A 23,853-nucleotide genomic window follows, 5' to 3' on the forward strand; every position below is an offset into this window, starting at 1 on the left:
GGTTAGAGTATAATTATTGGGTTTACTTCATGGTACAACTTACCTGGAAATTCCCTTTTCCAATATAGCAACTCCCAATGTGCGCCCTATCTACTCCCTACCTGGAGTATAGATACTGCGTGGTAATCACGCACTATGTATACCTTAGGTAGGGAGTAGATAGGGGGTTGATAGGGCGTAGAATGGAGGAAGCTATACTTCTCAGCCTAACCTGGTAATGATAGGATCCGGGCGCTCAAAAAAGGAAGTACCAGTAGATGTAAGTAAAAAGGCTGCCCTGAAGAAATAGCAGCCTTTAATGAATTAAGCAGGTACTTTACTTAACATTTCCCTTTCCCAAAAGCGGTGCCTGGCTACAGCATCCCTGAAGTTTTTAATATTACCATTGGTAATCACTCCATTGGAAGAATGGTCTTTAGATAAATCAGTTCCCAGCTTTTTTGTAATATAAGTATCTTCCAAAAAAGCCACAGCATCCTTATCAGCTCCAATAGCCTTGCAATGGCGAAAAGCTTCGTTTACAAAATGGATGGCATCCGGTTCTTCTCTCAAAGCTGCCACACTTTTTGCTCCTCCCGGGATATAAACAGCATCAAACAATACTGAAGCTGCATTAAAAAAGGTCTTATCAGGGTTTATACTGCCACCCTTTGAACCTTTCACCGGGGAAAGCCTGGGAGCTATCAATTTTACCATCGCTCCTTCAGCCAATAATTTACTATCCAGATTCTTTAATGAAGCTTCATCCACACCATCTGCTATCAAGACAGCTATTTGCCTTGACTTGATCGTATTCTTGATGGTATTGGCCATACTCAAAGGGCCTGACTTATCTATAGCCGATTTACCCTTTACAGGTTGATAAGCTTTTGGATTCCCATCGGCAGGAATCGCACCATTCTGCACCGGCATTGCCTTTTTAGGGGGAATCGCTCCAATTTTATTGGCAATATATTGTGCCAGTCCCAGGTCAACATTGGAAAAATGATCTACAACCTTTTGCCTGATTTCAGGAAAGTTGACCAATGACAATTCAAAACTGAAAGCGTCTTTGATATGTTGTTTCTCAGCTTCAGACTGGCTATTATAAAACAAAGTCGCCTGGCTGAAATGATCCAGGAAGCTTTTACTTCTACCCCTGATCTTTGAAGAATCAATTCTTTCCTGGAAGCTTGTAAAGCCGCCTTCTGCTGCCTTGGCTAAAAACGGGCATCCGCCGCCCACACTATTGGGGGAATAGCTTGCTTTGCCCTTGTCTATTTGCTGGCGCATATGCCCATCACGCTGGTTATTAAATATAGTATTGACCGAACGGTTGATAGGAATCTCGTGGAAATTGGGGCTGCCTAATCGTGATAATTGGGTGTCTGTATAAGAGAACAATCTTCCCTGCAATAATGGATCATTGGTGAAATCAATTCCGGGAACAACATGCCCGGGATGGAAGGCCACCTGTTCGGTCTCGGCAAAGAAATTATCCGGATTGCGGTTCAGTGTCATTCTGCCAACGATCTGTACCGGTACCAGTTCTTCGGGGATGATCTTGGTAGGATCTAAAAGATCAAAATCATATTTATGTTCATCCTTTTCAGGAACAATCTGAACGCCAAGATCCCATTCGGGAAAAGCACCATTTTCAATGCTGTCCCACAGATCACGCCTATGAAAATCCGGGTCCTTACCCGATATCTTCTGGGCTTCATCCCATGCTACAGAATGCACGCCGAGCAAAGGCTTCCAATGGAATTTTACAAAATGGCTATCCCCCTTTTCATTGATAAAGCGAAAGGTATGGATGCCAAATCCTTCCATCATACGCAAGCTTCTTGGTATGGCACGGTCACTCATGGCCCACATGATCATGTGGGAACTTTCAGGCATCAATGAAACAAAATCCCAGAAAGTGTCATGCGCGGAGGCAGCCTGGGGAATTTCATTATCCGGCTCCGGCTTCACCGAATGTATCAGATCGGGAAACTTCATGGCATCCTGGATAAAAAATATCGGGATGTTATTCCCTACCAGGTCATAGTTGCCTTCAGTAGTATAAAATTTAACAGCGAAACCTCTTACATCGCGTGCAAGATCAGAAGATCCTCTTGAACCAGCCACCGTGGAAAAGCGAACAAAGACCGGAGTTTCCCGGGAGGTGTCATTTAAAAAAGCAGCCTTGGTGTATTTAGATAAGGATGTTGTTAACTTAAACACACCATGTGCAGCAGATCCCCGTGCATGAACAATACGTTCCGGAATACGCTCATGATCAAAATGGGTAATTTTTTCACGCAAAATAAAATCTTCCAGTAAACTGGGACCACGTTCACCCGCTTTCAGCGAATTATGATCATCATTGATTCTTAGTCCCTGGTCAGTGGTCATAAATTGATCGGTTCCGTCAGCCATGTTTCTGGAAAGGTCTTCCAACTTATTATTGACACGGGTGTTCTTCCTGGTTGATTTGGCCATAAGATTAATTTAGTTGTATTAAAAAATGGTAGTTGTCTAAAGGGAGGATGAAATAACAAAAGAGAGTACCTGCATTTATGCAATAATTAAACCACCTGGCCTTATAGTTAAAGTAATATGTACGGGCTTAAGGAATGAATCACGGTCATTCCATTAATATCAACTTTATTGTTGATGAGGGAACCCTGTGTTTCCGGTGTAAATTATAACCGAATTATTGAGATAGAAATTATGAGCCACCTATCCTGGTTGAAAGCTATCAGAAAAGGGTAAATTATCAGGAATAGATCAAGAAAGGAATTTACTGTAAAAAGGATGTGGACTGTACTGGATTCGAACCAGTGACCCCTACTCTGTCAAAGTAATGCTCTAAACCAACTGAGCTAACAGTCCATTAATGGTGGCAAAATACGAAATCTATACTTTCTGCTTATAGAATTCAATTCGTTACCCGAAGAAAGTTTGTGGTAATTAAATGGCTCTTCTCTTTAATTCTTTTTCAATCAAAGAAAGTTCCCTGCTTGTCTGTCCCCCAACCGATGTATTTTCTTCGGCACGGCGCATCAGGTAAGGAACTACATCTTTAATAGGACCGAAAGGAAGGTATTTACTTACACTAAATCCTGCAGCCGCCAGGTTGTAGGTGATGTTATCACTCATACCATATAATTGGCTGAAATGCACATGGGGATGATCGTGGGAAAGCCCTTCTTTGTCCATTAATTGTGTAGCCAGTAAATTGCTTCGTTCGTTATGCGAGGCCACTATAACTCCTATACGATCGTAGTGTTCAATGCAAAACCGGACAGCTTCATCATAATCATTATCAGTAGATTGCTTATCAGGCTGAATAGGTGAAGGATATCCTTTTTCCTGGGCTCTTTTGCGTTCTTTTTCCATATACGCTCCACGTACAAGTTTCACAGCCAGGAAAAAATTTCTTTCTTCCGCGGCTTTGAAGCATTGCTTCAGGAATTCGACCCTGTCATGACGGTATAATTGAAGTGTATTATAGATGACAAGCTTTTCTTTGTTGAAACTGTCCATCATCAGCATGGTCAAAGCATCAACAGGATCCTGTATCCATGTTTCTTCTGCATCAACAAGAAAACCAACATTAGCCTTGTCTGCTGCTTTACAAATAAGATCAAAGCGATCACAAACCCTTTGCCATTCAGCTCTTTCTTCATTGCTTAATTTAGCGAGTGCATCATTGTACTTTTTTATCAGGGAATCGGTTGGAGACATGTGCATTAATGAATCCAGTCTTTCCAGTAATCCGAACCGGGCAATGCCTGTAACTTTCACACTCATAAAAGGCACATTATCCTGAGTGGAAGCAAAATTGATCACTCGTATAAATTCATCACGGGCATGGTCATAATTTGCTTCACCCTGTTTGCCTTCCACACCATAATCAAGGATCACCTGTACATGGTATTGGGCCATTTTTTCAATAGCAGGAATGGAAGCTTCCATTGTCTCACCCCCAACAAAATGCCTGAATATGGTTTTACGGATTATACCTTTTACCGGCAGGCCGGCTTTTATGGCCCAAGGGGTCAATTTTACTCCCAGGTTTACTAACCATGGCTTGCCCATTAATCCAAATAACCAATGACTTTGTTTTAAATCATCATTAGATAAATGAGCAAAGGCGATGTCCGTATTATCGAAGGACATATTGGTAGTAATCGGCTGCAAAACTTTGGTATTCATGGCTTGCAAATCTAATAGATAAATGAGTGAAAAAAGATAAGTTGGACCCACAATGACAAAAATCATAAACCATTAACAAGATGGCCTGATAGCGCCGTCGGGGATTTTTATCATAACCCCTCTTAACCTTAGCTTTGCGCAAATTTCAAGTATGCAAAAGCGAACACCTGCGGATAGTATGACCATGATGACCGAGATAGTGCTGCCCAATGATACCAACGTTTTTGGGAACCTTATGGGAGGAAGACTGATGTACTGGATGGACATTGCAGCCGCCATAGCCGCGCAGCGCCATTGTAATGCACCTGTTGTGACCGCCTCGGTAGATAATATTTCTTTTGAAAACCCCATAAAATTGGGCAATACGGTTCATATTGAGGCAAAAGTGAGCCGGGCCTTTCACACCTCCATGGAAGTACATTTAAAAGTGTGGGGTGAAGATTTTACACAACAGTATAAATATAAAAGCAATGAAGCCTATTATACATTCGTTGCTCTTGACCCGAACAGGAAACCAAGAATAGTTCCCGAATTGGTACCAGAGTCCGAAGACGAAAAAAACTTATTCGAAGGCGCATTACGAAGAAGGCAGATTCGCCTGATACTGGGGGGAAAGATGCACCCTAATGATGCTTCTGAATTAAAAGCTTTATTCTTTAAATAATTTGTTATGCCTGCTTACATTATTGTTGAAATAGCCATCCATGATCATGAAGCCTATGAGGGTTATAAAAAATTAACCCTTGGAACACTGGAAAATTACAAGGGTAAGTTTATTGTTAGGGGTGGTCAAACATAAACACTTGAGGGAAACTGGAACCCGGAAAGAATTGTAGTATTGGAATTTCCGACGACAGAATTGGCCAAACAATGGTGGGCTTCAGAAGAATATGCCCCTGCCAAAGCTATTCGCCAGGGAGCTTCCACAACAAAAATGCTACTTGTTGAAGGAATATGAAAACCAGTTTAATACGAAAATTCCATTTAGGCTATTTTAAATAAGCTGAATACATCCAGACCAGTTTTTCCTGTTCACGAATGTAATCGCTCATTAAGGCGCTCGTGCCTTCATCACCTGCATCATCGGCTACGCCTGCTATCTCCCGCTGTAATGTGATCAAGGTGCGGAAGGAATCGACTATGTTTTGCATAGCATCTTTATCTATCGAAATATTCTTTGCCTCAGTGATCGTGGCTGTCTCAAGATAATCTGAGAAGGTATGCAAAGGCGTATTTCCAAGAGTGAGAATTCGTTCTGCTACTTCATCAACCTTTAGCAACAGGTCGTTATATAGCTCTTCAAACTTTGCATGGAGCTCAAAGAATTTTTCGCCAGTAATATTCCAATGAAATCCACGTGCATTAATATAAAATAACTGGTAGTTCGCCAATAATATATTTAAACTATCTGCCAGCTTTTTCGATTCGTCTGTGTCTAGTCCTATCTCATTTTTATTAGCCATAGGTAAATACATTTACAAACTTCTTTCTTGAAATTAAAAACGGAAAAAATAGAAGACTTAGCTAAGGATCATGCAACGGCTTCTTCCTTAGTTTTCCAATGGTGTGCCCCCATCAACATGTGATCCTTGCTTTGCTCAATTGCATCCATGATCTGTGCCAGTATTTGCTCAGCAGGTGCTTCGTAATCAATTTGCAATGGCTCTTTAAAACGTACGGAAAGCTGAACCCCGGTCTTTTTAAACTTCAGGCCTTTTTTGTTGAAAGCTCTCCAGAATCCCTGGATCACAACGGGAATCACAACGGGCCTGCAATGTTTGATGATATAGGCGGTGCCCTTTCGGCCCGGAGCGAATGGTTTGGTAGTGCCCTGCGGGAAAGTGATAACCCAGGCGTTGTTTAGTGATCTTTCTATTTTACGTGTATCAGAGGGGTCTAAGCCTCTTCTGGTTTCATTACCATCTTTCTTCCAGGTTCGCTTCACCGTTAATGCCCCGGCAAGCGTAAATAGCCTGCTGATCCAACTGCTTTTCATTGTTTCTTCTGCAGCCACATAGTATACACTTGTAAATGGATTGAGGAGATAAAATGGCAACCCAAGCATGTTTCTTCTTCTCCATTTCACCGCACAGAAAATATGCAGAAAAGTAATTACATCGGCGAAATAGGTTTGATGGTTACTGACAAATAAAACATTTTTCGTGGGGAGATCTTCAATATGTTCGGTACCTGATATTTTTAACCTGTTTACTATAGCCAATCCAGGGTAGGAAAATATACCCACAATAGCATACACTATTTTTCTTACAAATTGGAATTCAGCTAACTTTTTCCAAATACTCATGCTGCAAGCAAATTTGATAGTTAAAGTTACATGTTTACATATTGTTAATGCGCATGCAGGGCTTATGTAAAATAATTTACAAAACATCTATACTAAAAATTAATGCCATGAAAAAAATAAGTATTACCCTATTGATGCTGTTTAGCCTGTTGCATTTGTATGCACAGGCTGATAAAAATCCTTATCCCAAAACCATTACCGTAACCGGTAGTGCAGAAATGGAAATCATCCCGGATGAAATTTATGTACAGGTGGATCTTAAAGAATACGATAAGAAAGGCCAGGGAAAGATGGCTATTGATCGCATCAAACAGGATTTTCTTCGCTCAGTCAAGAGAATAGGAATACCTGATTCCCTGGTTAGCATTTCTGCTTATGATGGGCTGAATAGTAATCCATGGTGGAGGAAGAAACATAAAAAAGATGAGCTATATGCCTCCATTTCATACCAGGTCAAAGTAAGCAATAGCAACCAACTTGACCAACTTGTTGACCTGCTAGATGATAATGCTACAGAAAATTTCTTTATCCAACGAACAGCTACGAGCAGAATGGAAGAGCTTCGCAAGAAGCTGAAGATAGATGCTATTAAAGCTGCAAAAGATAAAGCCGTTTATCTTTCAGAGGCAATCAATGAAAAAGCTGGTGTTGCAGTAACGATCAATGAACCGGTAGAATATTATACGCCCTATGTTTACAATATGAAGGTATCAAATATGCAATTGAGGGATCAGTCAGCACCCCAGGAAGATGCAGCTGTAACATTTAAAAAGATAAAGATGAGGTATGATGTTACTGTTATTTTCTCCCTCCAGTAAAATACCTGTATTATCATTTAACAATTAAGCAGGCATAAAAAAAGTCCTCAACGAATGTTGAGGACTTTATAATAGGATGAAATAGGATTATCCTTCAGTTTCAGGAGTAGTACCAGCGGCTGAACCACCTTTCTCTTCCTGCTGTAATCTTTCTTTGATCTGTGCCAAAGCACCAAGGTCACCAAGGGTTGGCTTCTCAACCTTACCCTGCAGGCTTTTCACTGCTTTTTTGGTTTTGTCAGCATCAGCTCTTGCTTCCTTACGGGCAGCATCTTTTTCATCAGCTTTTGCCTGTTCCCAAATCCTGGCATGAGAAACAACAATGCGTTTTTCATTGCGATCAAATTCAATTACCATGAATTCTGCGGTTTCATCAGCACCTACGCTCTTACCATCTTCCTTAGCAAGGTGACGGTTAGGCGCAAAGCCTTCTAAACCATAAGGCAATTGTACAATAGCTCCTTTATCATCCTTGCGTAATACAGTTCCTTCGTGGATAGAACCAACGGCGAATGTATCCTGCAGGCTGTTCCATGGATCTTCTTCCAATTGCTTATGACCTAATTGCAGTTTGCGGTTTTCTTTATCAATACCCAGGATGATCACATCAATGTTCTCACCAACTTTAGTAAACTCAGTTGGGTGATTGAAACGCTTCAACCAGCTCAGGTCAGAGATGTGGATCATTCCACCGATACCAGAAGTCAGTTCAACAAACACACCGTAAGGAGTGATGTTTTTAACTACACCAGTATGGCGGCTTCCTTCAGGGAATTTAGTTTCGATATCGCTCCATGGATCCTGAGACATTTGCTTGATAGACAGGCTCATTTTGCGGCTGTCTTTGTCAAGTGTTACCACTTTAGCTTCATGCTCGTCACCCAGTTTGAAGAATTCTTTTGCGTTGATTGGTGTGTTAGCCCATGTAATTTCAGATACGTGAACCAGGCCTTCAACACCAGGTAGGATCTCAAGGAAAGCACCGTAGTCTTCAATGTTCACTACTTTACCCTTAACGATAGAACCTTCTGTAATTGTTTCAGGCAACACATCCCAAGGATGCGGAGTCAATTGTTTTAAACCAAGAGAGATACGTTTTTTCTCGTCGTCGAAATCCAACACAACAACGTTGATCTTCTGGTCTAATTTCAATACTTCGCTTGGGTGGTTGATACGTCCCCATGAAATATCTGTGATGTACAACAAACCATCTAAACCGCCAAGGTCCATGAACGCACCGAAATCGGTGATATTCTTAACAGTACCTTCCAGTACCTGGCCTTTTTCGAGTTTACCAATGATCTGTGCACGTTGTGCTTCAATATCGCTTTCGATAAGAGCTTTGTGAGATACAACAGCATTCTTAATGGCTTCGTTGATCTTAACCACTTTGAATTCCATTGTTTTACCAACAAACTGATCGTAGTCGGTCACTGGTTTCACGTCGATCTGAGAACCTGGCAGGAAGGTTTCCATGCCAAATACATCAACGATAAGGCCACCTTTAGTTTTGCTGGTAACAGTACCGGTAACGATCTCACCAGTTTTATGAACTTCCACAATTCTTTCCCAGGCACGGGTAATGCGGGCTTGCTTACGGCTCAGGTTAAGATTACCATCACGGTCTTCTTTTTCCACTACCATAACTTCCACTTCATCACCAACTTTCAGTCCCTGGATATCGCGGAACTCGTTCAGTGATACAAGACCATCAGATTTGAAACCAATGTTCAAAACCACGTCTGTTTTAGTGATACCAACCACAAGTCCCCTGATCATCTCACCATCGTTCAATTGCACGAAAGTGTTTTCATACACTTTATCGTACTTTTCTTTTTCTTCCTGGCTGTATGTAGCAACATTACGTTTGTCGATACTCCAGTCAAAATCATCATGAGCTGTTACGATTCTTTCTTCAACAGGCTCCTGAACAGGTACATTTGTTGTCGCTGTAGCCTGCTCTGTTGCTTGTTCAGCAGCAGGTGCATTCTCCTGTCCTTCAGCGTTTGGGTTAACAATTTGATTTTCTTCCATAATAAACCCCGTGTTTTTGTTCGGGGCGGCAAAAATAGGCTAAAATGCCCGAAAAATGGGGCTATTCCTGTGAGATTTTTGTTATTCTGGTTGGGAGAATTTAAGTATTAGAAATACAATTATGGGCACCTATTACAATAAATCCATCTTCTGCCCTAAAAATCTTACAAACAGGCAGTTATAAATCATGCTACTGAAATTTCAAGGCAAATTCACCATTGGTAATACTCTTTTTTTCAGCACCAGGATCTGCTTCAAAATAAAAATCACCAGAAAATGTACCCTTAACTACTTCGTTGGTAAGTGATGTGATAGTAACCTTGAGAGGATTGGAGATTGTAACTCCCCTGTATTGAGCCTCTTCATATAATGTTCTGCCAGCTTCATAATCTGGTCCTGAGAAGCCTAAAGAATAGGTAAATAACAATTCATACTCTTTTGAAGCATCAGTATAAGTACCTGCATCTATGGCCTTTTGAGAAGGCATATTGATAATTATACCTGTAATATATTCTTCGCTTGAACCATTATTCATTCCTCCTATAGAAACCGATTTGTAGCCATTATCTTCTTCCCTGTGCGCATTCATCATGATATTAAAGGTCTTGGGAACACCATTGATATTGCATTTAATTCCATAAGTAGTTTCCGTGCTATCTTTTTTACATGAAAAGAAAGTGAGGGCAATGAGAAGAGATAAGCAGATAGTTTTCATTTTTTTGGTTTTGGCTGGCAATATAGAGTATAAATAATAAACGCTATATGATTAAGCATCATTTTCAGCAATAGCTTTTGCGGCTATCCAACCACTGGTCCATGCATGTTGAAAATTGAAGCCCCCAGTGATCCCATCCACATCCAATATCTCACCTGCAAAGAATAAATGAGGAACTTTTTTACTCATCATAGATTGAGGATCAACCTCTGATAAAGCAATACCCCCGGAAGTAACAAATTCCTCCTTAAAAGTGGTTTTCCCCTTGACTATTAAAATATAATCAACAAGATTTTTGATCAGGAGGTTTTCCAATTTGGCCGGCAGATCAGCAAACCGCATATCTGCAGAAATTCCTGCCTGTTGAACCAGGAACTGCCACAAGCGGGCTGGCAACTGGCTCATAACATGGTTGACAATTTTCTTTCCTGCAAGCGCAATGCGGAAGTTTTGAAAGGCTTCCTTTAGGTTCTGTTCATTGTACTCCGGGATCCAGTTCAGGTGGATGGAAAATGCATAATTTTTTTGCGCAAGTTCCCTGGCCCCCCAGGCACTCAGTCGTAAAATAGCTGGACCACTTAATCCCCAATGGGTGATGAGTACAGGACCTTCTTCCGATAATTTGGTGCCTTCAATCTTCACCCTGGCCTTTTCTACAGATACGCCCATTAATTGAGTAATGGGATGACCTGGAATATTAAAAGTAAACAATGATGGCACAGGTTCAGAAATGGAATGTCCTACATTTTGTAACCATTGAAACATAGACAATTTGGGATAACCACCACAGGCAATACAAACATAATCAGCAGTTACCTGCCTGTCATTATTTAACTGAATATGAAATATTCCATCCCTGGATTGAAGATACTTGACTTCAGTATTCAGCCTTATATCAACACCATAACTATTGGCTTCATTCAAGAGGGTATTAATGATGGTTTCAGAGGAATCGGTAGATGGAAACATTCTTCCATCCTTTTCTGTCTTCAACGAAACACCTCGTTCATTGAACCACCTTATGGTATCTGTAGTGAAAAACTGGTAAAATGTTTTTTTGACAAAATTCTGTCCCCTGGGATAACGTCTGCTCATTTCCGTTATATCAAATAAGGAATGGGTAACATTACACCGTCCTCCCCCCGATATTTTTACCTTGGACAAAAGCTTACTGGTTTTCTCCAATAATTCTACCTGCAGATCCGGATTCCTCCTTGCTGCATTAACCGCACAGAAAAACCCTGCAGCCCCTCCTCCTATTACTATTAATTTCTTCCGGGGCATAAACTTTACATTCAGGTCAGGTAAATTATAAGAAGAAGGAAACTAATAATCCGAGAAAAGATTAGTATTGGCTTTCTCGGCAACCTCTATAGGTGTATAGTTTGATAATATATCTGCCTTGCCTTTTCTTATACATACATCATGTTCAAAATGAACAGAAGGCTTTCCATCCTTTGTCCTCACAGTCCAACCATCAGCATCTGTAAAAACATCCTTCTTTCCCAAATTGATCATTGGCTCTATGGCGACCACCAAACCCTCTTTAAGAACAGGCCCTGCCCCTCTTTTACCATAATTAGGCACCTGAGGGTCTTCATGCATACTCCTTCCCAATCCATGACCAACCAGTTCGCGCACTACACCATAACCATGCTTCTTTTCTGTATGCTCCTGTATGGCAAAAGATATATCGCCAAGCCTGTTACCGGCAATAGCCTTTTCAATGCCTTTAAAAAGAGATTCTTTAGTTACCCGTACCAACTGGATAACTTCATCTGCAGGTTTGCCAATCATAAATGTATAGGCATGGTCACCATGAAACCCGTTTTTATAAACACCTATATCAACAGATACAATATCCCCTTCTCTTAGTTCATAAGATCCCGGAAAACCATGTACGACTACATCATTCACCGATATACAGGAGTTATAGGGGTAGCCATGGTAATTTAAAAAGGATGGAACGGCCTTATTGTCCTGGAGAAATGCTGCAATAAAAAGATCTATCGATAAAGTAGTAATTCCAGGCATCAATATTTTAGCAACTTCTGAAAGTGTCTTACTTACCAGTAATGCACTTTCTCTCATCAATTCAACTTCCTCGTTGTTTTTGTAATGGATCATATAATTAGTTCCTGCTTAAAAAATTATTCTAGAATCAATAATGTAACGCTAACCATTTAACAAACAAAAACCTGGCAAGTAAGCTTACCAGGTTTCATTAAACTATTTTTATTCTTATTAATAAGAAGCCTGGGTAACAGTTCTTCCCTGGATACGACCACTTTTCATTAATCCATCATATTGACGCATTAATAATTGTGTTTCGATCTGTTGAAGTGTATCCAAAATTACGGCTACCATGATCAACAGGGATGTACCACCATAGAAAGTAGAAAATCCTGCTGTAACGCCAAGTAATTGTGCAATACCGGGAAGGATACCAACCAATGCAAGTAAAAAGGCACCCGGTAAAGTAACCTTATCCATAATAGCACCGATATAATCAGCTGTTGGCTGACCTGGTTTTACACCGGGAACAAAACCATTGTTTTGCTTCAGGTTATCAGAAATCTGCTTAGGATTAAAAATCAGGGCCGTGTAAAGGAAGGTAAATCCAATTACCACAACAGCATAGATGGTCATATACCAAACATTGGTATGGTCTGTAAATATCCTGTTGATACCTTGCCCTGTTTCTGTCTTTGCTAAACTTGTCAGGTTGAAAAGTGTTGGAAGGAACATGATGGCCTGTGCAAAGATGATTGGCATTACACCGGCACTGTTTACTTTGATAGGCAGGAATTGACGGGCACCACCAAACTGGCGGTTTCCAACAATCTGCTTGGCATAGTTAACAGGTATCTTACGTGTACCCTGAACCAATAATATACATCCAAGAATGATAGCGATCAGAACAGCGATCTCAATGATGAAAACAAGTATCTGGCCTGAACGAACTGATTTATTGGTCAACTCCTGTAAAAATGATTGCGGTAAACGGGCAAGGATACCGATCATGATGATCAGGGAGGTACCATTACCTAAACCTTTATCAGTGATCTTCTCACCTAACCACATTACGAATAAACAACCTGCAGTTAAGGTAACAACTGTGGAAAGCCAAAAATAATCTGCATAGCCAGGCATCACACCACCGCTTTGTGCAGTTATTTGCTTCAGGTAGGCAACATATGCCGAAGCCTGGACCACTGTTACACCTACAGTCAGGTACCTTGTCCATTGGTTGATCTTTTTACGGCCGCTTTCACCTTCTTTCTGCATTTTCTGGAATTGTGGTACCAGAACAGTCATCAGCTGGATGAAGATTGAGGCAGAAATGTAAGGCATGATACCCAATGCAAAAATGGATGCCTGTGAAAAAGCACCACCAGCAAATGTGTCAATTAAGCCAAGGATACCGCCACTTGCCTGCTTTGCCACCTGTCCCAACGCTGTTGGGTCGATACCAGGTAGCACGATATGCGTACCTACACGATAAATGAAAATAAGGAGCAGAGTATACAGGATCTTACTGCGCAATTCCTCGATGCTCCAGATATTTTTTAAAGTCTTGATTAAATTTTTCACGGAAAATTCAAAGTTTACGGTCCATAAACAAAAAAAGACGCATTGCTGCGCCTTGCAATTTACTAAAAATTACTTCACTAATTCAACCGAACCACCCGCAGTTTCGATAGCCTGCTTCGCTTTCTCGCTCATTGCGTTCACTTTGAAGCTCAGCTTCGATTTTAATTCTCCGTTTCCTAAGATCTTAACTCTGTCAGTCTGGTTGATCAGACCATTTGTATATAAATTCTCCAATGAAAACTCCTTGATACCATACTTTTCAACTAATTGCTCAATCTGGCCTAAGTTGAAAACTTTATATTCAATACGGTTAGGATTTTTAAATCCGCGTTTTGGAACACGACGCTGGATTGGCATCTGGCCACCTTCGTGAGCCATTTTCCTTTTATAACCAGCGCGGCTTTGACCACCTTTGTTACCTTTTGTTGATGTGCCACCATGACCGGAAGCTTCACCACGACCAATACGTTTCTCTTTATGAACTGCGCCTTTTGCAGGGCGTAAATTGTGTAGATTCATTTGTTTGATTTTTACTTACGGGGAATCTCCCCTCGCTTGTTAATTAAAAATATAAAAATGAAAAAGAGATCAAGGGGATCCTATTTCATTTTGCTTTGCTGTGTTAAGCAACTTCTTCAACAGTAATCATGTGTTCAACCTTGCGAACCATGCCTAAAATCTGTGGAGTAGCCTCAACTTCTTTAGTTGCATTCATTTTGTTCAAACCCAAAGCCTGAAGGGTTAACTTCTGACGCTCAGGCCTGTCAATAGGGCTTTTTACTAAAGTGATCTTTATCTTTTTCATACTAATAAGATTGAAGGTGAAAGCTCATGATAAGGAATGAACCTAAACATGAAGGACTTCCGCCTGGATTATCCGTTAAATACTTTCTTTAAACCAATTCTTCTTGTTCTTGACACAGAAATTGGCTCTCTTAACAATGCCAGGGCTTCAAAAGTTGCCTTTACCACGTTATGAGGATTAGCAGAACCCAATGATTTTGCCAATACGTCGGTAACGCCTGCACTTTCTAAAACTGCACGCATAGAACCTCCGGCGATTACACCGGTACCATGTGCTGCTGGCTTTATCAATACTTTAGCTGCACCAACTTTAGCTAACTGGTCATGAGGAATTGTTCCGTGCATTACTGGAACCTTGATCAGGTTTTTCTTTGCATCTTCAATACCCTTGGTTATAGCTTCCTGAACCTCTTTTGCTTTACCCAGGCCATGACCAACCACACCTTGCTCATTTCCAACAACCACTAATGCAGAGAAGCTGAACGTACGACCACCTTTGGTAGTTTTTACTACACGATTAATAGCAACTACCTTTTCTTTTAATTCCAGGTCGCCTGCTTTTACTCTGTTTAAAATTGCTTTTGCCATTTAATCTATTTAAGATTTAATATGTAAGATTGAATATTTGATTGAATGACTTAACTATTAAATATTAAATCTTCAATCTTAAAATTAAAATACCAGTCCGCCCTCTCTTGCACCTTCTGCCAGTTGCTTCACACGGCCATGGTATAAGTTACCGCCACGGTCAAATACTACTGTTTCAATTCCAAGGTCTTTTGCTTTGCGGGCAATAGCCTGGCCTACCAGTTTGCTTTTTTCAGTTTTAGTACCTTTTTGGGCAGCTATGTCTTTATCTCTTGATGATGCAGCCGCTAGTGTGGCTGAATTGTCATCATCAATCAATTGAACATATATATCTGCATTACTGCGAAATACAGAAAGACGTGGCTTTTGCGCCGTTCCTGCTATCTTGGCACGGATACGGTAGCGTATGTTCTGTCTCCTGGATAATTTTGCGCTTGTTCTCATTTTATTCTGTTTAACTCCCTGATACTGCCAGGGATATTTTATATTTTATTTTCCAGGTTTCCTCTATCAAATAGTTCAGAAACCCAAACAAAAAACTATTACTTACCTGCAGCTTTACCAGCTTTCTTACGAACAACCTCACCCTGGTAACGTACACCCTTTCCTTTGTATGGTTCAGGCTTACGCAGGCTGCGGATCTTTGCAGCAACAGCACCGATCAATTGACGGTCTGTTCCTTCCAAAGTAATAGTTGGATTCTGACCTTTTAATTGTTCAGTAGCCACTTTCAATTCCTTAGGAATTTCAAAGATGATATTGTGAGAGTAACCTAAAGCAAGGTCCAATACATTTCCTGTATTAGCTGCCTTAAAACCTACTCCTATCAATTCCAGTTTCTTAGTATAGCCATCTGTAACGCCTTTTACAAGGTTGCTTACAAGAGCCCTGGATAAACCATGAAGTGCACGGTGGCGGATCTGGTCCGTAGGACGGGTAACAATGATCTGTCCGTCTTTTACTTCCACTTTGATATCACGGTCAATCGGCTGCTTTAATTCACCCTTAGGACCTTTTACAGTAACCACATTATCAGAACCTACGCTAACTGTTACGCCGGCGGGAACTGCAACTGGAGCTTTACCTATACGAGACATAAAATATGTTTTAAATTATTTGATTAAAGTTATTACGTTATTGACCGGTCAGCCTGGATAGGTGTCGGCTTAATGTATCAACAACTGGTATTAATATATATAACAAAGAACTTCACCACCTACATTCTGCACCTTAGCTTCTTTGTCTGTCAAAACACCTTTAGAAGTAGAGATGATCGCTACACCTAAACCGTTTTTAACGCGGCGGAAATCACCTGGCTTTGAGTAGTGACGCAAACCCGGACGGCTCACTCTCTCCAGGCTGTGAATAGCCGGCTGTTTTGTTTGAGCATCATACTTCAGGGCTATTTTGATCAAGCCTTGTTTGTTATCATCCTCAAATTTGTATTTCAGAATATAACCCTGGTTGTATAGGATCTCGGTCATACGCTTTTTCAGGTTAGAAGCCGGGATCTCAACGATTCTGTGGCCTGCCATTTGCGCATTACGGATTCTTGTCAAATAATCTGCAATAGGATCTGTTACCATATTATTAGCCCTCCTACATTCCGCCGGAGCGGAACAATTGGATAGTTTAAATTTTTTAATTTATTGTTTACTGTCATTGACCCCGGCTGTTACACTTTTGTATCAACCTTTGGATCAGGTGTATTTTACCAGCTTGCTTTTTTCAAACCTGGTATCATACCATTTAAAGCCATGTCACGCAGTGCGATCCTGGAAATACCGAAATAACGGGTATACCCTCTTGGACGACCTGTTAACTGACAACGATTCTTCAAACGCACCTTAGACGAATTCTTTGGTAAGGCATCCAATGCCTGCCAATCTCCGGCTTCCTTCAATGCTGCTCTTTTTTCAGCATATTGGGCTACCATTCTTTCTCTTTTACGTTGTCTGGCTTTTACTGATTCTTTAGCCATAATTGATTTTTATTTTTTATTTCTGAATTCGTGACCTTGGAATTAACCAGGATCCTATTATCAAATTACTTCTTTACGTTTTTGAAAGGCATACCTAACTCTTTCAACAGTTCGAAGGCTTCTTCATCTGTTTGAGCGGTAGTAACAAAACTGATATCCATACCAGTGATGCGATTCACCTTATCAATATCGATCTCAGGGAAGATGATCTGCTCAGTAACACCCATGGTATAATTACCACGACCGTCAAAGGACTTCTCATTGATACCTTTGAAATCACGTACACGGGGAAGTGCAACGGAGATCAAACGGTCAAGGAATTCATACATCTTCTCACCACGTAAAGTAACACGTGCGCCAATTGGCATGTTCTTACGCAATTTGAAGTTGGAAATGTCCTTCTTAGACATTGTTGAAACTGCCTTCTGGCCACTGATCGTTGTCAGTTCTTCCAGGGCGATGTCAACCAATTTCTTATCATTCACTGCACCATTAACACCACGGTTAATAGCGATCTTTTCCAGTTTAGGAACCTGCATAATGGATTTGTATCCGAAACGTTTCATCAACGCAGGGATCACTTCATCCTTATACTTATTTTTTAATCTCGGAGTATATGTTGCTGTAGCCATGATTATATAACCCCTCCAGATTTTTTAGATATACGAATTTTTTTACCGTCTTTTTCTTCTCTCTTCACTTTAGCACCTTGCTTGCCATCCCACAACATAACATTGCTGATGTTGATCGGTGCTTCTTTCTTAATGATTCCGCCCTTTGTGTTTTGAGCTGAAGGTTTTGTGTGTTTGGTGATGATGTTCACACCTTCCACGATCACTTTACCTTCTTCAACCAGTACATCTTTTACCAGGCGTGGCTTTTTCAGATCCTTATCATCACCAGTGATCACAACCACCTGGTCGCCTTTCCTGATATTATACTTTGGTTTAAATCTTGTTTTCATTTTATTTTTCTTTTACCTCCCCATTCCAACGGGGATACATTTACTATTTTATTAAAGAACTTCAGGTGCCAATGAAATGATCTTCATATAACCTTTATCACGAAGTTCCCTGGCTACTGGCCCGAAAATACGTGTACCTCTTGGCTCATCTGCTGCGTTAAGTATCACTACTGCATTATCATCGAAACGGATATAGGAACCATCCTTACGACGCAATTTGTTTTTAGTACGAACGATAACCGCTTTGGCAACAGTACCTTTTTTGATACCGCCTGCAGGGATAGCGTCTTTTACAGTCACCACAATCTTATCACCCACTCCTGCGTAACGCTGACCACTGTTACCCAATACCCGGATACAAAGCACTTCTTTAGCACCGCTGTTATCCGCTACGTTTAAACGGGATTCTTGCTGGATCATTTTTATTTAAGCTTTGAGCTATAAGCTTTACAGCTAATAGCAATTATTACAATATTTATTTGAATCTGCAGCAGAAAGCGGGGCTTCCGATCTGCAGGACTTTCTTATTTCACTTTCTCAACGATCTCTACTAATCTCCAACGCTTGGTCTTGCTCATAGGACGAGTCTCCATGATACGAACCACATCTCCAATGCTTGCCTCATTCTTCTCATCATGAGCATGGAACTTGGTAGTCTTTTTTACGAACTTACCATAGATCGGGTGTTTAACTTTTCTTTCCACGGCAACAGTAATGGTCTTAGTCATTTTGTTGCTGGTAACAACACCGATCCTGGTTTTTCTCAGGTTCCGGCTTTCCGTTGTTGTTGCTGTAGTTGTATTTTCAGCCATATTATTTAAGCTTTAAGCCTCAAGCGTTTTGCTACAAGCCAGGGCCCGCAGCTAACAGCTTGCAGCTGTTCTATCCTAGTTGTTTCTTTTTTAATTCAGTTTTCAAACGGGCTACTTCCTTACGCAGGTTCCTGATGTTCATTGGATTTTCCAATGGAGAAATAGCATGTGCAAATTCAAGCTTTTTTAAGCGTTGCTCGTCTTCTTTGATACGGGCTTGCAGATCCTGCTCGCTTAAACCCTGAATGCTTTTTTTGAAATCTACTGTCTTTGACATGTTCTTAATTTGAAAATGTTATAATTTGAAAATCTGAAAAATGACACAGTTCATTTACACACCAACCAATTTCCAAATTTGCTAATTACTTATGCCTCCGCTAAATCGCGGCGCTTGATAAATTTTGTTGCAATGGGTAATTTACCTGCTGCAAGGTTCAATGCTCCTTTTGCTACTTCCTCAGTTACTCCATCAATCTCGAAAAGGATGCGACCTGGCTTCACTACAGCAGCCCAGTACTCAAGGTTACCTTTACCTTTACCCATACGCACCTCTGCAGGCTTGTTGGTAATTGGTTTATCAGGGAATATGCGGATCCACACGTTACCTTCACGTTTCATATGACGGGTTAACGCTTGTCTCGCCGCTTCTATCTGACGATCGGTGATCCAATGATTTTCCAAAGCTTTCAGTGCAAAAGAACCAAAAGAGATGGTTGTTCCCCTTTTAGCATCGCCTTTCATGCGACCTTTCTGCATTTTCCTGTGCTTTGTTCTTTTCGGCTGTAACATAAAATCAATTTGATAATTCGATAATTTGCCAATGCTCTCACACCAGCATATCCTATTTTATAATCGTTTTGTTTCTCTTTGTCAACTAAGGCTGACCACTTATTGATGCTGACCTCTTCCGCCACGGCCCCTGTTGAAATCACGGCCTCCGCCCTGACCTCCACCGCCTTGCCTTCTTTCACCACCTCTGAAACCACCACCTCTCTCGTCTCTTCTTTCTCTTCTGTCGCTTACATCGCTCTTACCACCAACAAAGTTTGGATTCAGATCTCTCTTTTGTAATACTTCACCTTTACAGATCCATACTTTGATACCAATTTTACCATATACTGTTTGAGCAAATACATTGGCATAATCGATATCCATACGGAATGTATGAAGAGGTGTACGGCCTTGCTTGAATTCTTCGCTACGGGCGATCTCAGCTCCACCTAAACGGCCGCTTAACTTTACTTTTATTCCTTCAGCACCCATGCGCAGTGAAGAAGCAATAGCCATTTTAGTAGCTCTTTTAAAGTTGATACGATTTTCGATCTGGCGGGCAATCGTATCTCCTACGATCATAGCATCCAGCTCAGGACGACGGATTTCCAGGATGTTGATCTGCACATCATCTTTACCGGTAAGTTTCTTCAACTCTTCCTTGATGCGATCCACCTCGCCACCACCTTTACCGATGATGATACCAGGCTTGGATGTATGAATGGTAACGATCAGTTTTCCTAATGTTCTCTCAATAACGATCTTGGCTATGCCACCTTTATTGATACGTGCATTCAGGTATGTCCTGATCTTGTTGTCTTCGATCAGTTTGGTTGCAAAGTCTTTTTTATTGCCATACCAGTTAGATTCCCATCCCCTGATGATGCCTAACCTGTTACCAATAGGATTTGCTTTTTGACCCATGATTATACTTTAATAATTTGAATTAAGGTTTAGCGTCTACAATTACAGTTACGTGATTGCTTCTTTTGCGTACACGGTATCCGCGACCCTGGGGTGCCGGACGCATACGCTTTAATGTTCTTGCTCCATCAACAAATATGGTCTTAACAAACAACTGCCCTTCGTCACCACCTTCGTTCTTCTGCTTCCAGTTGCTTATGGCACTCAACACCAACTTACGCATTGGCACTGCAGGGTGCTTTGGGTTGTGCTCTAAAACAGCCAAAGCCTTTTCTACTTGCATGCCACGGATCAAATCCGCGAGTAAGCGCATCTTGCGTGGAGATGTTGGATAATTTCTCAGTTTTGCTACTGCTTCCATTTTTATATAATTTCTTGTTTATAGTTTTTGGTTTTTGGTTGGTCTCTTAACAAGAAACCATCAACCTCAAACCATAAACCTTTTTATCCTTTTTTACTTGAATGTCCTTTAAAGTTCCTGGTTGGTGCAAACTCACCTAATTTATGTCCCACCATGAACTCTGTAACATACACAGGGATGAACTTGTTCCCATTGTGTACAGCAAACGTGTGACCTACAAAATCAGGAGTGATCGTTGAGCGACGGCTCCAGGTTTTGATCACACCTTTCTTGTTTTTGCCCTCGTTGATAGCCAACACCTTGCCTTCAAGATTAGCTGCTACATAAGGACCTTTTTTAATTGAACGAGCCATTTTATATTCTGTTTAGAATTGTCAGTTTAATTATTTAGCCAGCTTCTTACCGTTCTTGCGTTGAATGATCAGCTTATCACTGCCTTTACCCTTTGTACGGGTCTTCAAACCACGTGAGTATTGACCAGTCCTGCTACGAGGTTGACCTCCGGAAGCACGACCTTCACCACCACCCATCGGGTGATCTACAGGGTTCATCGCAACACCACGGTTTCTTGGCTTAATACCTTTCCAACGGTTTCTACCAGCCTTACCCATTGACTGCAACTGGTGATCACTGTTAGAAGCGATACCAACGGTTGCATAACAATTGATCAAAACTTTTCTTAACTCGCCACTTGGCATTTTAAGAACAGCATATTTTTCTTCCTTATTGGAAAGCTGTGCTGAGGCACCTGCGCTACGGGCGATCTTTCCACCCTGGCCAGGCTGCATTTCAATATTGTGAACAACAGTACCCAACGGCATGTTCTTCAACTGTAAAGCATTTCCTAATTCAGGAGCAACTGCATCACCGCTTATTACAGTCATTCCAACTGTTAAGCCCTGTGGTGCCAGGATATATCTTTTTTCACCGTCTGCATAATGCAACAAGGCGATGAATGTGGTTCTGTTTGGATCATACTCAATAGTAGCAACAGTACCAGGAATATCTTTCTTGTTCCTTTTGAAATCAATGATACGGTACATCTTCTTATGACCGCCACCTATGTAGCGCATTGCCCTGCGACCCTGGGAGTTACGACCACCAGTACGTGTCTTAATTTCAACCAATGATTTTTCAGGCTCATTGGTAGTAACCTCTGCGTATGCATTACCGATTCTCCAACGAGTACCGGCTGTGATGGGTTTATACTTTTTTAATGCCATGACTTTATTTCTTTTTCAACATTTGCGGCTGTTGAAGCCATTCTTGTTTACGAATTAGATGTTAGAATACAAATCAATGTTCTCACCTTCTGCTACAGTAACCATTGCTTTCTTGTAAGCAGGTTTCTGGCCCTTGGTGAATCCTTTTTTTGTATAACGGGTTTTGTTCTTACCAGGAACAACGGCAGTGTTTACATCCACTACGCTTACTCCGTAAAACTCTTCGATAGCTTTCTTGATCTCGAGTTTGTTGGCTTTACGGGCAACCTTGAAAGCATAACGACGCAGGCTTTCCTGCTGGCTGTTTGCTTTTTCGGTTAAAATTGGTTTTATCAGTACTTCAGAAAGTTTCATCTGAATTCAATTTGAAAATTTGACAATTCAACAATGTGACAATGAATATTCAAAACCACCTGTCTTTTACTATAAGAACTTATATCAGTCAACTGGCAGTGCCAGTTGGCTAATTGATTATGCTGCTACTTCTTCTTCCTCACCGCCGGCAAATATTTTGGCAGCGCTTTCAGTTAATACCAATACTTCAGAGTTAACCAGGTCGTATGTGTTCACATCACTCATTAACATGGTCAATACAGACGGAATGTTACGGGAGCTCACATATACTGTTTCGTTATACTCAGGAAGAATGAACATCAGTTTCTTATCACCAACCTTCAGGCTGTTCAGCATGTTCATGAACGTTTTTGTCTTTGGAGTTTCTAATTGAACATCCTCAACAACAAAGATCGCATTGTCCTTAGCCTTGTGAGCCAGTGCCGACATCTTGGCCAGGTCCTTCACTTTACGATTCAATTTGATATCGTATTTGTGAGGCTTCGGTCCGAAAATGGTACCACCACCCTTGTATAAAGGGTTACGAATGTTACCCTTACGGGATCCACCGGTACCTTTCTGACGGTGAAGCTTACGGCTGGCACCTTGTACCTCGGCACGGGTTTTCACTTTATGCGTGCCCTGGCGCTGCGCAGCCAGGTATTGCTTTACAGCAAGATATATGGCGTGGTTATTTGGCTCGATACCAAATATTTCTTCAGGAAGTTCAACAGTTCTACCTGTTTCTTGTCCTTGTATGTTTAATACTTTTACTTGCATTTTACTTCTGGATTAAAACGATTGAACCATCGTGGCCTGGAACAGAACCACCAACCAATATGTAGTTTTTATCAGCGAAGATCTTTACTACTTTCAGACCTTTTACTTTCACCCTATCCTGGCCCATTCTGCCCGCCATGCGCATTCCTTTGAATACACGGCTTGGATAAGATGATCCACCAATAGAACCCGGAGCTCTCTGGCGGTCGTGCTGGCCGTGGGATGCTTCACCCACACCAGAGAATCCATGGCGCTTTACAACACCCTGGAAACCCTTACCCTTTGTTGTACCAACTACGTCAACTTTATCGCCTTCAGCGAAAATGTCAACAGTGATGGTATCACCAATATTTTTTTCCTCGAAATAGTTTCTGAATTCTTTTACACACTTTTTAGCCGGAGTATTGGCTTTAGCGAAGTGATTTTTCTCTGCACCGATCGTGTGTTTCTCTTTCTTATCGCCGAAAGCGACCTGTAAGGCATTGTAGCCGTCTGATTCCTGCGTCTTAACCTGGGTAACAACGCAAGGACCAGCCTCAATGATCGTACAAGCAGTCTGTTTGCCGCTTGCATCGAAGATGCTGGTCATCCCAATTTTTTTACCAATGATTCCTTTCATTTTCTTTGCGGTTTTTCCCCGCAAGGTTATGCAAGACATTCT

31 protein-coding genes, 1 tRNA gene and 1 pseudogene are annotated in these 23,853 nt (G+C 41.2%); 3 read left to right on the top strand and 30 right to left on the bottom strand.

Annotated features, from left to right (window positions below; all coding sequences use genetic code 11):
• Positions 1-303 precede the first annotated feature (303 nt).
• From BP74_RS03590 to BP74_RS03600, 3 genes are all read right to left on the bottom strand, one after another.
• Positions 304-2,466: a catalase gene (locus BP74_RS03590; RefSeq protein WP_496371156.1), complete on the bottom strand. Its 2,163-nt coding sequence runs from the start codon at positions 2,464-2,466 to the stop codon at positions 304-306.
• A 318-nt stretch (positions 2,467-2,784) separates the two neighbouring features.
• Positions 2,785-2,859: transfer RNA gene (locus BP74_RS03595), tRNA-Val, on the bottom strand.
• Positions 2,860-2,937: 78 nt separating this feature from the next.
• Positions 2,938-4,185: a proline dehydrogenase family protein gene (locus BP74_RS03600; RefSeq protein WP_496371158.1), complete on the bottom strand. Its 1,248-nt coding sequence runs from the start codon at positions 4,183-4,185 to the stop codon at positions 2,938-2,940.
• A gap of 151 nt (positions 4,186-4,336) precedes the next feature.
• On the opposite strand from BP74_RS03600, the gene BP74_RS03605 reads away from it, so the two are divergent.
• On the top strand, positions 4,337-4,849 hold the full coding sequence (locus BP74_RS03605) for an acyl-CoA thioesterase (protein ID WP_496371160.1): 513 nt from the start codon (positions 4,337-4,339) through the stop codon (positions 4,847-4,849).
• A 6-nt stretch (positions 4,850-4,855) separates the two neighbouring features.
• Positions 4,856-5,143: pseudogene (locus BP74_RS03610) on the top strand (DUF1330 domain-containing protein).
• Between the two features lie 31 nt (positions 5,144-5,174).
• Here BP74_RS03610 and BP74_RS03615 read toward each other — a convergent pair.
• Together BP74_RS03615 and BP74_RS03620 are read right to left on the bottom strand one after the other, a co-directional pair.
• Entirely contained in the window at positions 5,175-5,648 is a 474-nt protein-coding gene (locus BP74_RS03615) for a Dps family protein (RefSeq protein ID WP_496371162.1), read from the bottom strand.
• 68 nt (positions 5,649-5,716) lie between these two features.
• The gene (locus tag BP74_RS03620) at positions 5,717-6,490 is read right to left on the bottom strand and encodes a lysophospholipid acyltransferase family protein (protein WP_496371164.1); all 774 of its coding nucleotides are present in this window, start codon (positions 6,488-6,490) and stop codon (positions 5,717-5,719) included.
• A gap of 107 nt (positions 6,491-6,597) precedes the next feature.
• Here BP74_RS03620 and BP74_RS03625 point away from each other — a divergent pair, with 107 nt between their 5' ends.
• Complete coding sequence (locus tag BP74_RS03625) at positions 6,598-7,308, top strand: SIMPL domain-containing protein (protein WP_496371166.1); 711 nt, start codon at positions 6,598-6,600, stop codon at positions 7,306-7,308.
• Positions 7,309-7,395: 87 nt separating this feature from the next.
• Here BP74_RS03625 and rpsA read toward each other — a convergent pair whose 3' ends face one another.
• The 25 genes from rpsA to rplC all read right to left on the bottom strand — a co-directional run bounded on the left by rpsA (position 7,396) and on the right by rplC (position 23,811).
• Positions 7,396-9,342, bottom strand: coding sequence for a 30S ribosomal protein S1 (gene rpsA / locus BP74_RS03630; protein WP_496371168.1), 1,947 nt, complete (start codon positions 9,340-9,342; stop codon positions 7,396-7,398).
• A gap of 190 nt (positions 9,343-9,532) precedes the next feature.
• A complete protein-coding gene (locus tag BP74_RS03635; RefSeq protein ID WP_496371170.1) occupies positions 9,533-10,057 on the bottom strand; it encodes a hypothetical protein in 525 nt (174 codons plus the stop codon).
• 51 nt (positions 10,058-10,108) lie between these two features.
• Entirely contained in the window at positions 10,109-11,341 is a 1,233-nt protein-coding gene (locus tag BP74_RS03640; RefSeq protein WP_496371172.1) for a BaiN/RdsA family NAD(P)/FAD-dependent oxidoreductase, read from the bottom strand.
• Positions 11,342-11,383: 42 nt separating this feature from the next.
• Positions 11,384-12,184: a type I methionyl aminopeptidase gene (map, locus tag BP74_RS03645; protein ID WP_496371174.1), complete on the bottom strand. Its 801-nt coding sequence runs from the start codon at positions 12,182-12,184 to the stop codon at positions 11,384-11,386.
• Positions 12,185-12,301: 117 nt separating this feature from the next.
• Positions 12,302-13,651, bottom strand: a complete 1,350-nt coding sequence (gene secY, locus BP74_RS03650; protein WP_496371176.1) for a preprotein translocase subunit SecY — start codon at positions 13,649-13,651, stop codon at positions 12,302-12,304.
• A gap of 69 nt (positions 13,652-13,720) precedes the next feature.
• Positions 13,721-14,170, bottom strand: a complete 450-nt coding sequence (gene rplO, locus BP74_RS03655) for a 50S ribosomal protein L15 (RefSeq protein WP_496371178.1) — start codon at positions 14,168-14,170, stop codon at positions 13,721-13,723.
• 103 nt (positions 14,171-14,273) lie between these two features.
• A complete protein-coding gene (gene rpmD / locus BP74_RS03660; protein ID WP_496371180.1) occupies positions 14,274-14,456 on the bottom strand; it encodes a 50S ribosomal protein L30 in 183 nt (60 codons plus the stop codon).
• A gap of 68 nt (positions 14,457-14,524) precedes the next feature.
• Complete coding sequence (gene rpsE, locus BP74_RS03665) at positions 14,525-15,043, bottom strand: 30S ribosomal protein S5 (RefSeq protein WP_072833539.1); 519 nt, start codon at positions 15,041-15,043, stop codon at positions 14,525-14,527.
• Positions 15,044-15,127: 84 nt separating this feature from the next.
• Positions 15,128-15,487, bottom strand: a complete 360-nt coding sequence (gene rplR / locus BP74_RS03670; RefSeq protein ID WP_496371182.1) for a 50S ribosomal protein L18 — start codon at positions 15,485-15,487, stop codon at positions 15,128-15,130.
• A 98-nt stretch (positions 15,488-15,585) separates the two neighbouring features.
• Positions 15,586-16,140 (bottom strand): 50S ribosomal protein L6, encoded by a 555-nt coding sequence (gene rplF, locus BP74_RS03675; protein ID WP_072833541.1) that lies wholly within the window; start codon positions 16,138-16,140, stop codon positions 15,586-15,588.
• 90 nt (positions 16,141-16,230) lie between these two features.
• Complete coding sequence (gene rpsH / locus BP74_RS03680; protein WP_072833542.1) at positions 16,231-16,629, bottom strand: 30S ribosomal protein S8; 399 nt, start codon at positions 16,627-16,629, stop codon at positions 16,231-16,233.
• A 125-nt stretch (positions 16,630-16,754) separates the two neighbouring features.
• Positions 16,755-17,024 carry a 30S ribosomal protein S14 gene (rpsN, locus tag BP74_RS03685; protein ID WP_496371185.1) on the bottom strand — a complete coding sequence of 90 codons (270 nt, stop codon included), beginning with the start codon at positions 17,022-17,024 and terminating at the stop codon, positions 16,755-16,757.
• A 65-nt stretch (positions 17,025-17,089) separates the two neighbouring features.
• Entirely contained in the window at positions 17,090-17,656 is a 567-nt protein-coding gene (gene rplE / locus BP74_RS03690; protein WP_072833544.1) for a 50S ribosomal protein L5, read from the bottom strand.
• A gap of 2 nt (positions 17,657-17,658) precedes the next feature.
• Positions 17,659-17,988 (bottom strand): 50S ribosomal protein L24, encoded by a 330-nt coding sequence (gene rplX / locus BP74_RS03695; protein ID WP_072833545.1) that lies wholly within the window; start codon positions 17,986-17,988, stop codon positions 17,659-17,661.
• Between the two features lie 51 nt (positions 17,989-18,039).
• Positions 18,040-18,408 carry a 50S ribosomal protein L14 gene (gene rplN, locus BP74_RS03700; RefSeq protein ID WP_072833546.1) on the bottom strand — a complete coding sequence of 123 codons (369 nt, stop codon included), beginning with the start codon at positions 18,406-18,408 and terminating at the stop codon, positions 18,040-18,042.
• 104 nt (positions 18,409-18,512) lie between these two features.
• Positions 18,513-18,800, bottom strand: a complete 288-nt coding sequence (gene rpsQ, locus BP74_RS03705) for a 30S ribosomal protein S17 (protein WP_072833547.1) — start codon at positions 18,798-18,800, stop codon at positions 18,513-18,515.
• A gap of 70 nt (positions 18,801-18,870) precedes the next feature.
• Positions 18,871-19,077: a 50S ribosomal protein L29 gene (rpmC, locus tag BP74_RS03710; protein ID WP_496371188.1), complete on the bottom strand. Its 207-nt coding sequence runs from the start codon at positions 19,075-19,077 to the stop codon at positions 18,871-18,873.
• Positions 19,078-19,166: 89 nt separating this feature from the next.
• The gene (gene rplP / locus BP74_RS03715) at positions 19,167-19,589 is read right to left on the bottom strand and encodes a 50S ribosomal protein L16 (RefSeq protein WP_496371190.1); all 423 of its coding nucleotides are present in this window, start codon (positions 19,587-19,589) and stop codon (positions 19,167-19,169) included.
• Positions 19,590-19,688: 99 nt separating this feature from the next.
• The gene (rpsC, locus tag BP74_RS03720) at positions 19,689-20,495 is read right to left on the bottom strand and encodes a 30S ribosomal protein S3 (protein ID WP_496371192.1); all 807 of its coding nucleotides are present in this window, start codon (positions 20,493-20,495) and stop codon (positions 19,689-19,691) included.
• A gap of 22 nt (positions 20,496-20,517) precedes the next feature.
• Positions 20,518-20,856, bottom strand: a complete 339-nt coding sequence (gene rplV / locus BP74_RS03725) for a 50S ribosomal protein L22 (protein WP_072833551.1) — start codon at positions 20,854-20,856, stop codon at positions 20,518-20,520.
• 83 nt (positions 20,857-20,939) lie between these two features.
• Complete coding sequence (rpsS, locus tag BP74_RS03730; protein WP_496371194.1) at positions 20,940-21,209, bottom strand: 30S ribosomal protein S19; 270 nt, start codon at positions 21,207-21,209, stop codon at positions 20,940-20,942.
• Between the two features lie 30 nt (positions 21,210-21,239).
• Entirely contained in the window at positions 21,240-22,079 is an 840-nt protein-coding gene (rplB, locus tag BP74_RS03735; protein WP_496371196.1) for a 50S ribosomal protein L2, read from the bottom strand.
• Between the two features lie 54 nt (positions 22,080-22,133).
• Entirely contained in the window at positions 22,134-22,433 is a 300-nt protein-coding gene (rplW, locus tag BP74_RS03740; RefSeq protein ID WP_496371198.1) for a 50S ribosomal protein L23, read from the bottom strand.
• 117 nt (positions 22,434-22,550) lie between these two features.
• Positions 22,551-23,192, bottom strand: a complete 642-nt coding sequence (gene rplD, locus BP74_RS03745) for a 50S ribosomal protein L4 (RefSeq protein WP_496371200.1) — start codon at positions 23,190-23,192, stop codon at positions 22,551-22,553.
• 1 nt (position 23,193) lies between these two features.
• On the bottom strand, positions 23,194-23,811 hold the full coding sequence (rplC, locus tag BP74_RS03750; RefSeq protein ID WP_496371202.1) for a 50S ribosomal protein L3: 618 nt from the start codon (positions 23,809-23,811) through the stop codon (positions 23,194-23,196).
• Positions 23,812-23,853: the final 42 nt, after the last annotated feature.

The sequence above is a fragment of the Flavisolibacter ginsengiterrae DSM 18136 genome, assembly GCF_059568575.1.

What these genes read in the sequence shown, in the direction of transcription:
- rplC (WP_496371202.1), bottom strand. Translation starts at nt 23,811, where the DNA reads ATGAAAGGAATCATTGGTAAAAAAATTGGGATGACCAGCATCTTCGAT.
- rpsN (WP_496371185.1), bottom strand. Translation starts at nt 17,024, where the DNA reads ATGGCTAAAGAATCAGTAAAAGCCAGACAACGTAAAAGAGAAAGAATG.
- rplP (WP_496371190.1), bottom strand. Translation starts at nt 19,589, where the DNA reads ATGTTACAGCCGAAAAGAACAAAGCACAGGAAAATGCAGAAAGGTCGC.
- BP74_RS03620 (WP_496371164.1), bottom strand. Translation starts at nt 6,490, where the DNA reads ATGAGTATTTGGAAAAAGTTAGCTGAATTCCAATTTGTAAGAAAAATA.
- rplE (WP_072833544.1), bottom strand. Translation starts at nt 17,656, where the DNA reads ATGGCTACAGCAACATATACTCCGAGATTAAAAAATAAGTATAAGGAT.
- rplW (WP_496371198.1), bottom strand. Translation starts at nt 22,433, where the DNA reads ATGAAACTTTCTGAAGTACTGATAAAACCAATTTTAACCGAAAAAGCA.
- rplF (WP_072833541.1), bottom strand. Translation starts at nt 16,140, where the DNA reads ATGTCTCGTATAGGTAAAGCTCCAGTTGCAGTTCCCGCCGGCGTAACA.
- rpmC (WP_496371188.1), bottom strand. Translation starts at nt 19,077, where the DNA reads ATGTCAAAGACAGTAGATTTCAAAAAAAGCATTCAGGGTTTAAGCGAG.
- rpsH (WP_072833542.1), bottom strand. Translation starts at nt 16,629, where the DNA reads ATGGTAACAGATCCTATTGCAGATTATTTGACAAGAATCCGTAATGCG.
- BP74_RS03615 (WP_496371162.1), bottom strand. Translation starts at nt 5,648, where the DNA reads ATGGCTAATAAAAATGAGATAGGACTAGACACAGACGAATCGAAAAAG.
- rpsC (WP_496371192.1), bottom strand. Translation starts at nt 20,495, where the DNA reads ATGGGTCAAAAAGCAAATCCTATTGGTAACAGGTTAGGCATCATCAGG.
- map (WP_496371174.1), bottom strand. Translation starts at nt 12,184, where the DNA reads ATGATCCATTACAAAAACAACGAGGAAGTTGAATTGATGAGAGAAAGT.
- BP74_RS03605 (WP_496371160.1), top strand. Translation starts at nt 4,337, where the DNA reads ATGCAAAAGCGAACACCTGCGGATAGTATGACCATGATGACCGAGATA.
- BP74_RS03640 (WP_496371172.1), bottom strand. Translation starts at nt 11,341, where the DNA reads ATGCCCCGGAAGAAATTAATAGTAATAGGAGGAGGGGCTGCAGGGTTT.
- BP74_RS03625 (WP_496371166.1), top strand. Translation starts at nt 6,598, where the DNA reads ATGAAAAAAATAAGTATTACCCTATTGATGCTGTTTAGCCTGTTGCAT.
- rplB (WP_496371196.1), bottom strand. Translation starts at nt 22,079, where the DNA reads ATGGCATTAAAAAAGTATAAACCCATCACAGCCGGTACTCGTTGGAGA.
- rpsS (WP_496371194.1), bottom strand. Translation starts at nt 21,209, where the DNA reads ATGGCTCGTTCAATTAAAAAAGGTCCTTATGTAGCAGCTAATCTTGAA.
- BP74_RS03635 (WP_496371170.1), bottom strand. Translation starts at nt 10,057, where the DNA reads ATGAAAACTATCTGCTTATCTCTTCTCATTGCCCTCACTTTCTTTTCA.
- rplO (WP_496371178.1), bottom strand. Translation starts at nt 14,170, where the DNA reads ATGAATCTACACAATTTACGCCCTGCAAAAGGCGCAGTTCATAAAGAG.
- BP74_RS03590 (WP_496371156.1), bottom strand. Translation starts at nt 2,466, where the DNA reads ATGGCCAAATCAACCAGGAAGAACACCCGTGTCAATAATAAGTTGGAA.
- rplX (WP_072833545.1), bottom strand. Translation starts at nt 17,988, where the DNA reads ATGAAAACAAGATTTAAACCAAAGTATAATATCAGGAAAGGCGACCAG.
- rplD (WP_496371200.1), bottom strand. Translation starts at nt 23,192, where the DNA reads ATGCAAGTAAAAGTATTAAACATACAAGGACAAGAAACAGGTAGAACT.
- rpsA (WP_496371168.1), bottom strand. Translation starts at nt 9,342, where the DNA reads ATGGAAGAAAATCAAATTGTTAACCCAAACGCTGAAGGACAGGAGAAT.
- rplN (WP_072833546.1), bottom strand. Translation starts at nt 18,408, where the DNA reads ATGATCCAGCAAGAATCCCGTTTAAACGTAGCGGATAACAGCGGTGCT.
- BP74_RS03600 (WP_496371158.1), bottom strand. Translation starts at nt 4,185, where the DNA reads ATGAATACCAAAGTTTTGCAGCCGATTACTACCAATATGTCCTTCGAT.
- rplR (WP_496371182.1), bottom strand. Translation starts at nt 15,487, where the DNA reads ATGAGAACAAGCGCAAAATTATCCAGGAGACAGAACATACGCTACCGT.
- rpmD (WP_496371180.1), bottom strand. Translation starts at nt 14,456, where the DNA reads ATGAAAAAGATAAAGATCACTTTAGTAAAAAGCCCTATTGACAGGCCT.
- rplV (WP_072833551.1), bottom strand. Translation starts at nt 20,856, where the DNA reads ATGGAAGCAGTAGCAAAACTGAGAAATTATCCAACATCTCCACGCAAG.
- rpsQ (WP_072833547.1), bottom strand. Translation starts at nt 18,800, where the DNA reads ATGGCTGAAAATACAACTACAGCAACAACAACGGAAAGCCGGAACCTG.
- rpsE (WP_072833539.1), bottom strand. Translation starts at nt 15,043, where the DNA reads ATGGCAAAAGCAATTTTAAACAGAGTAAAAGCAGGCGACCTGGAATTA.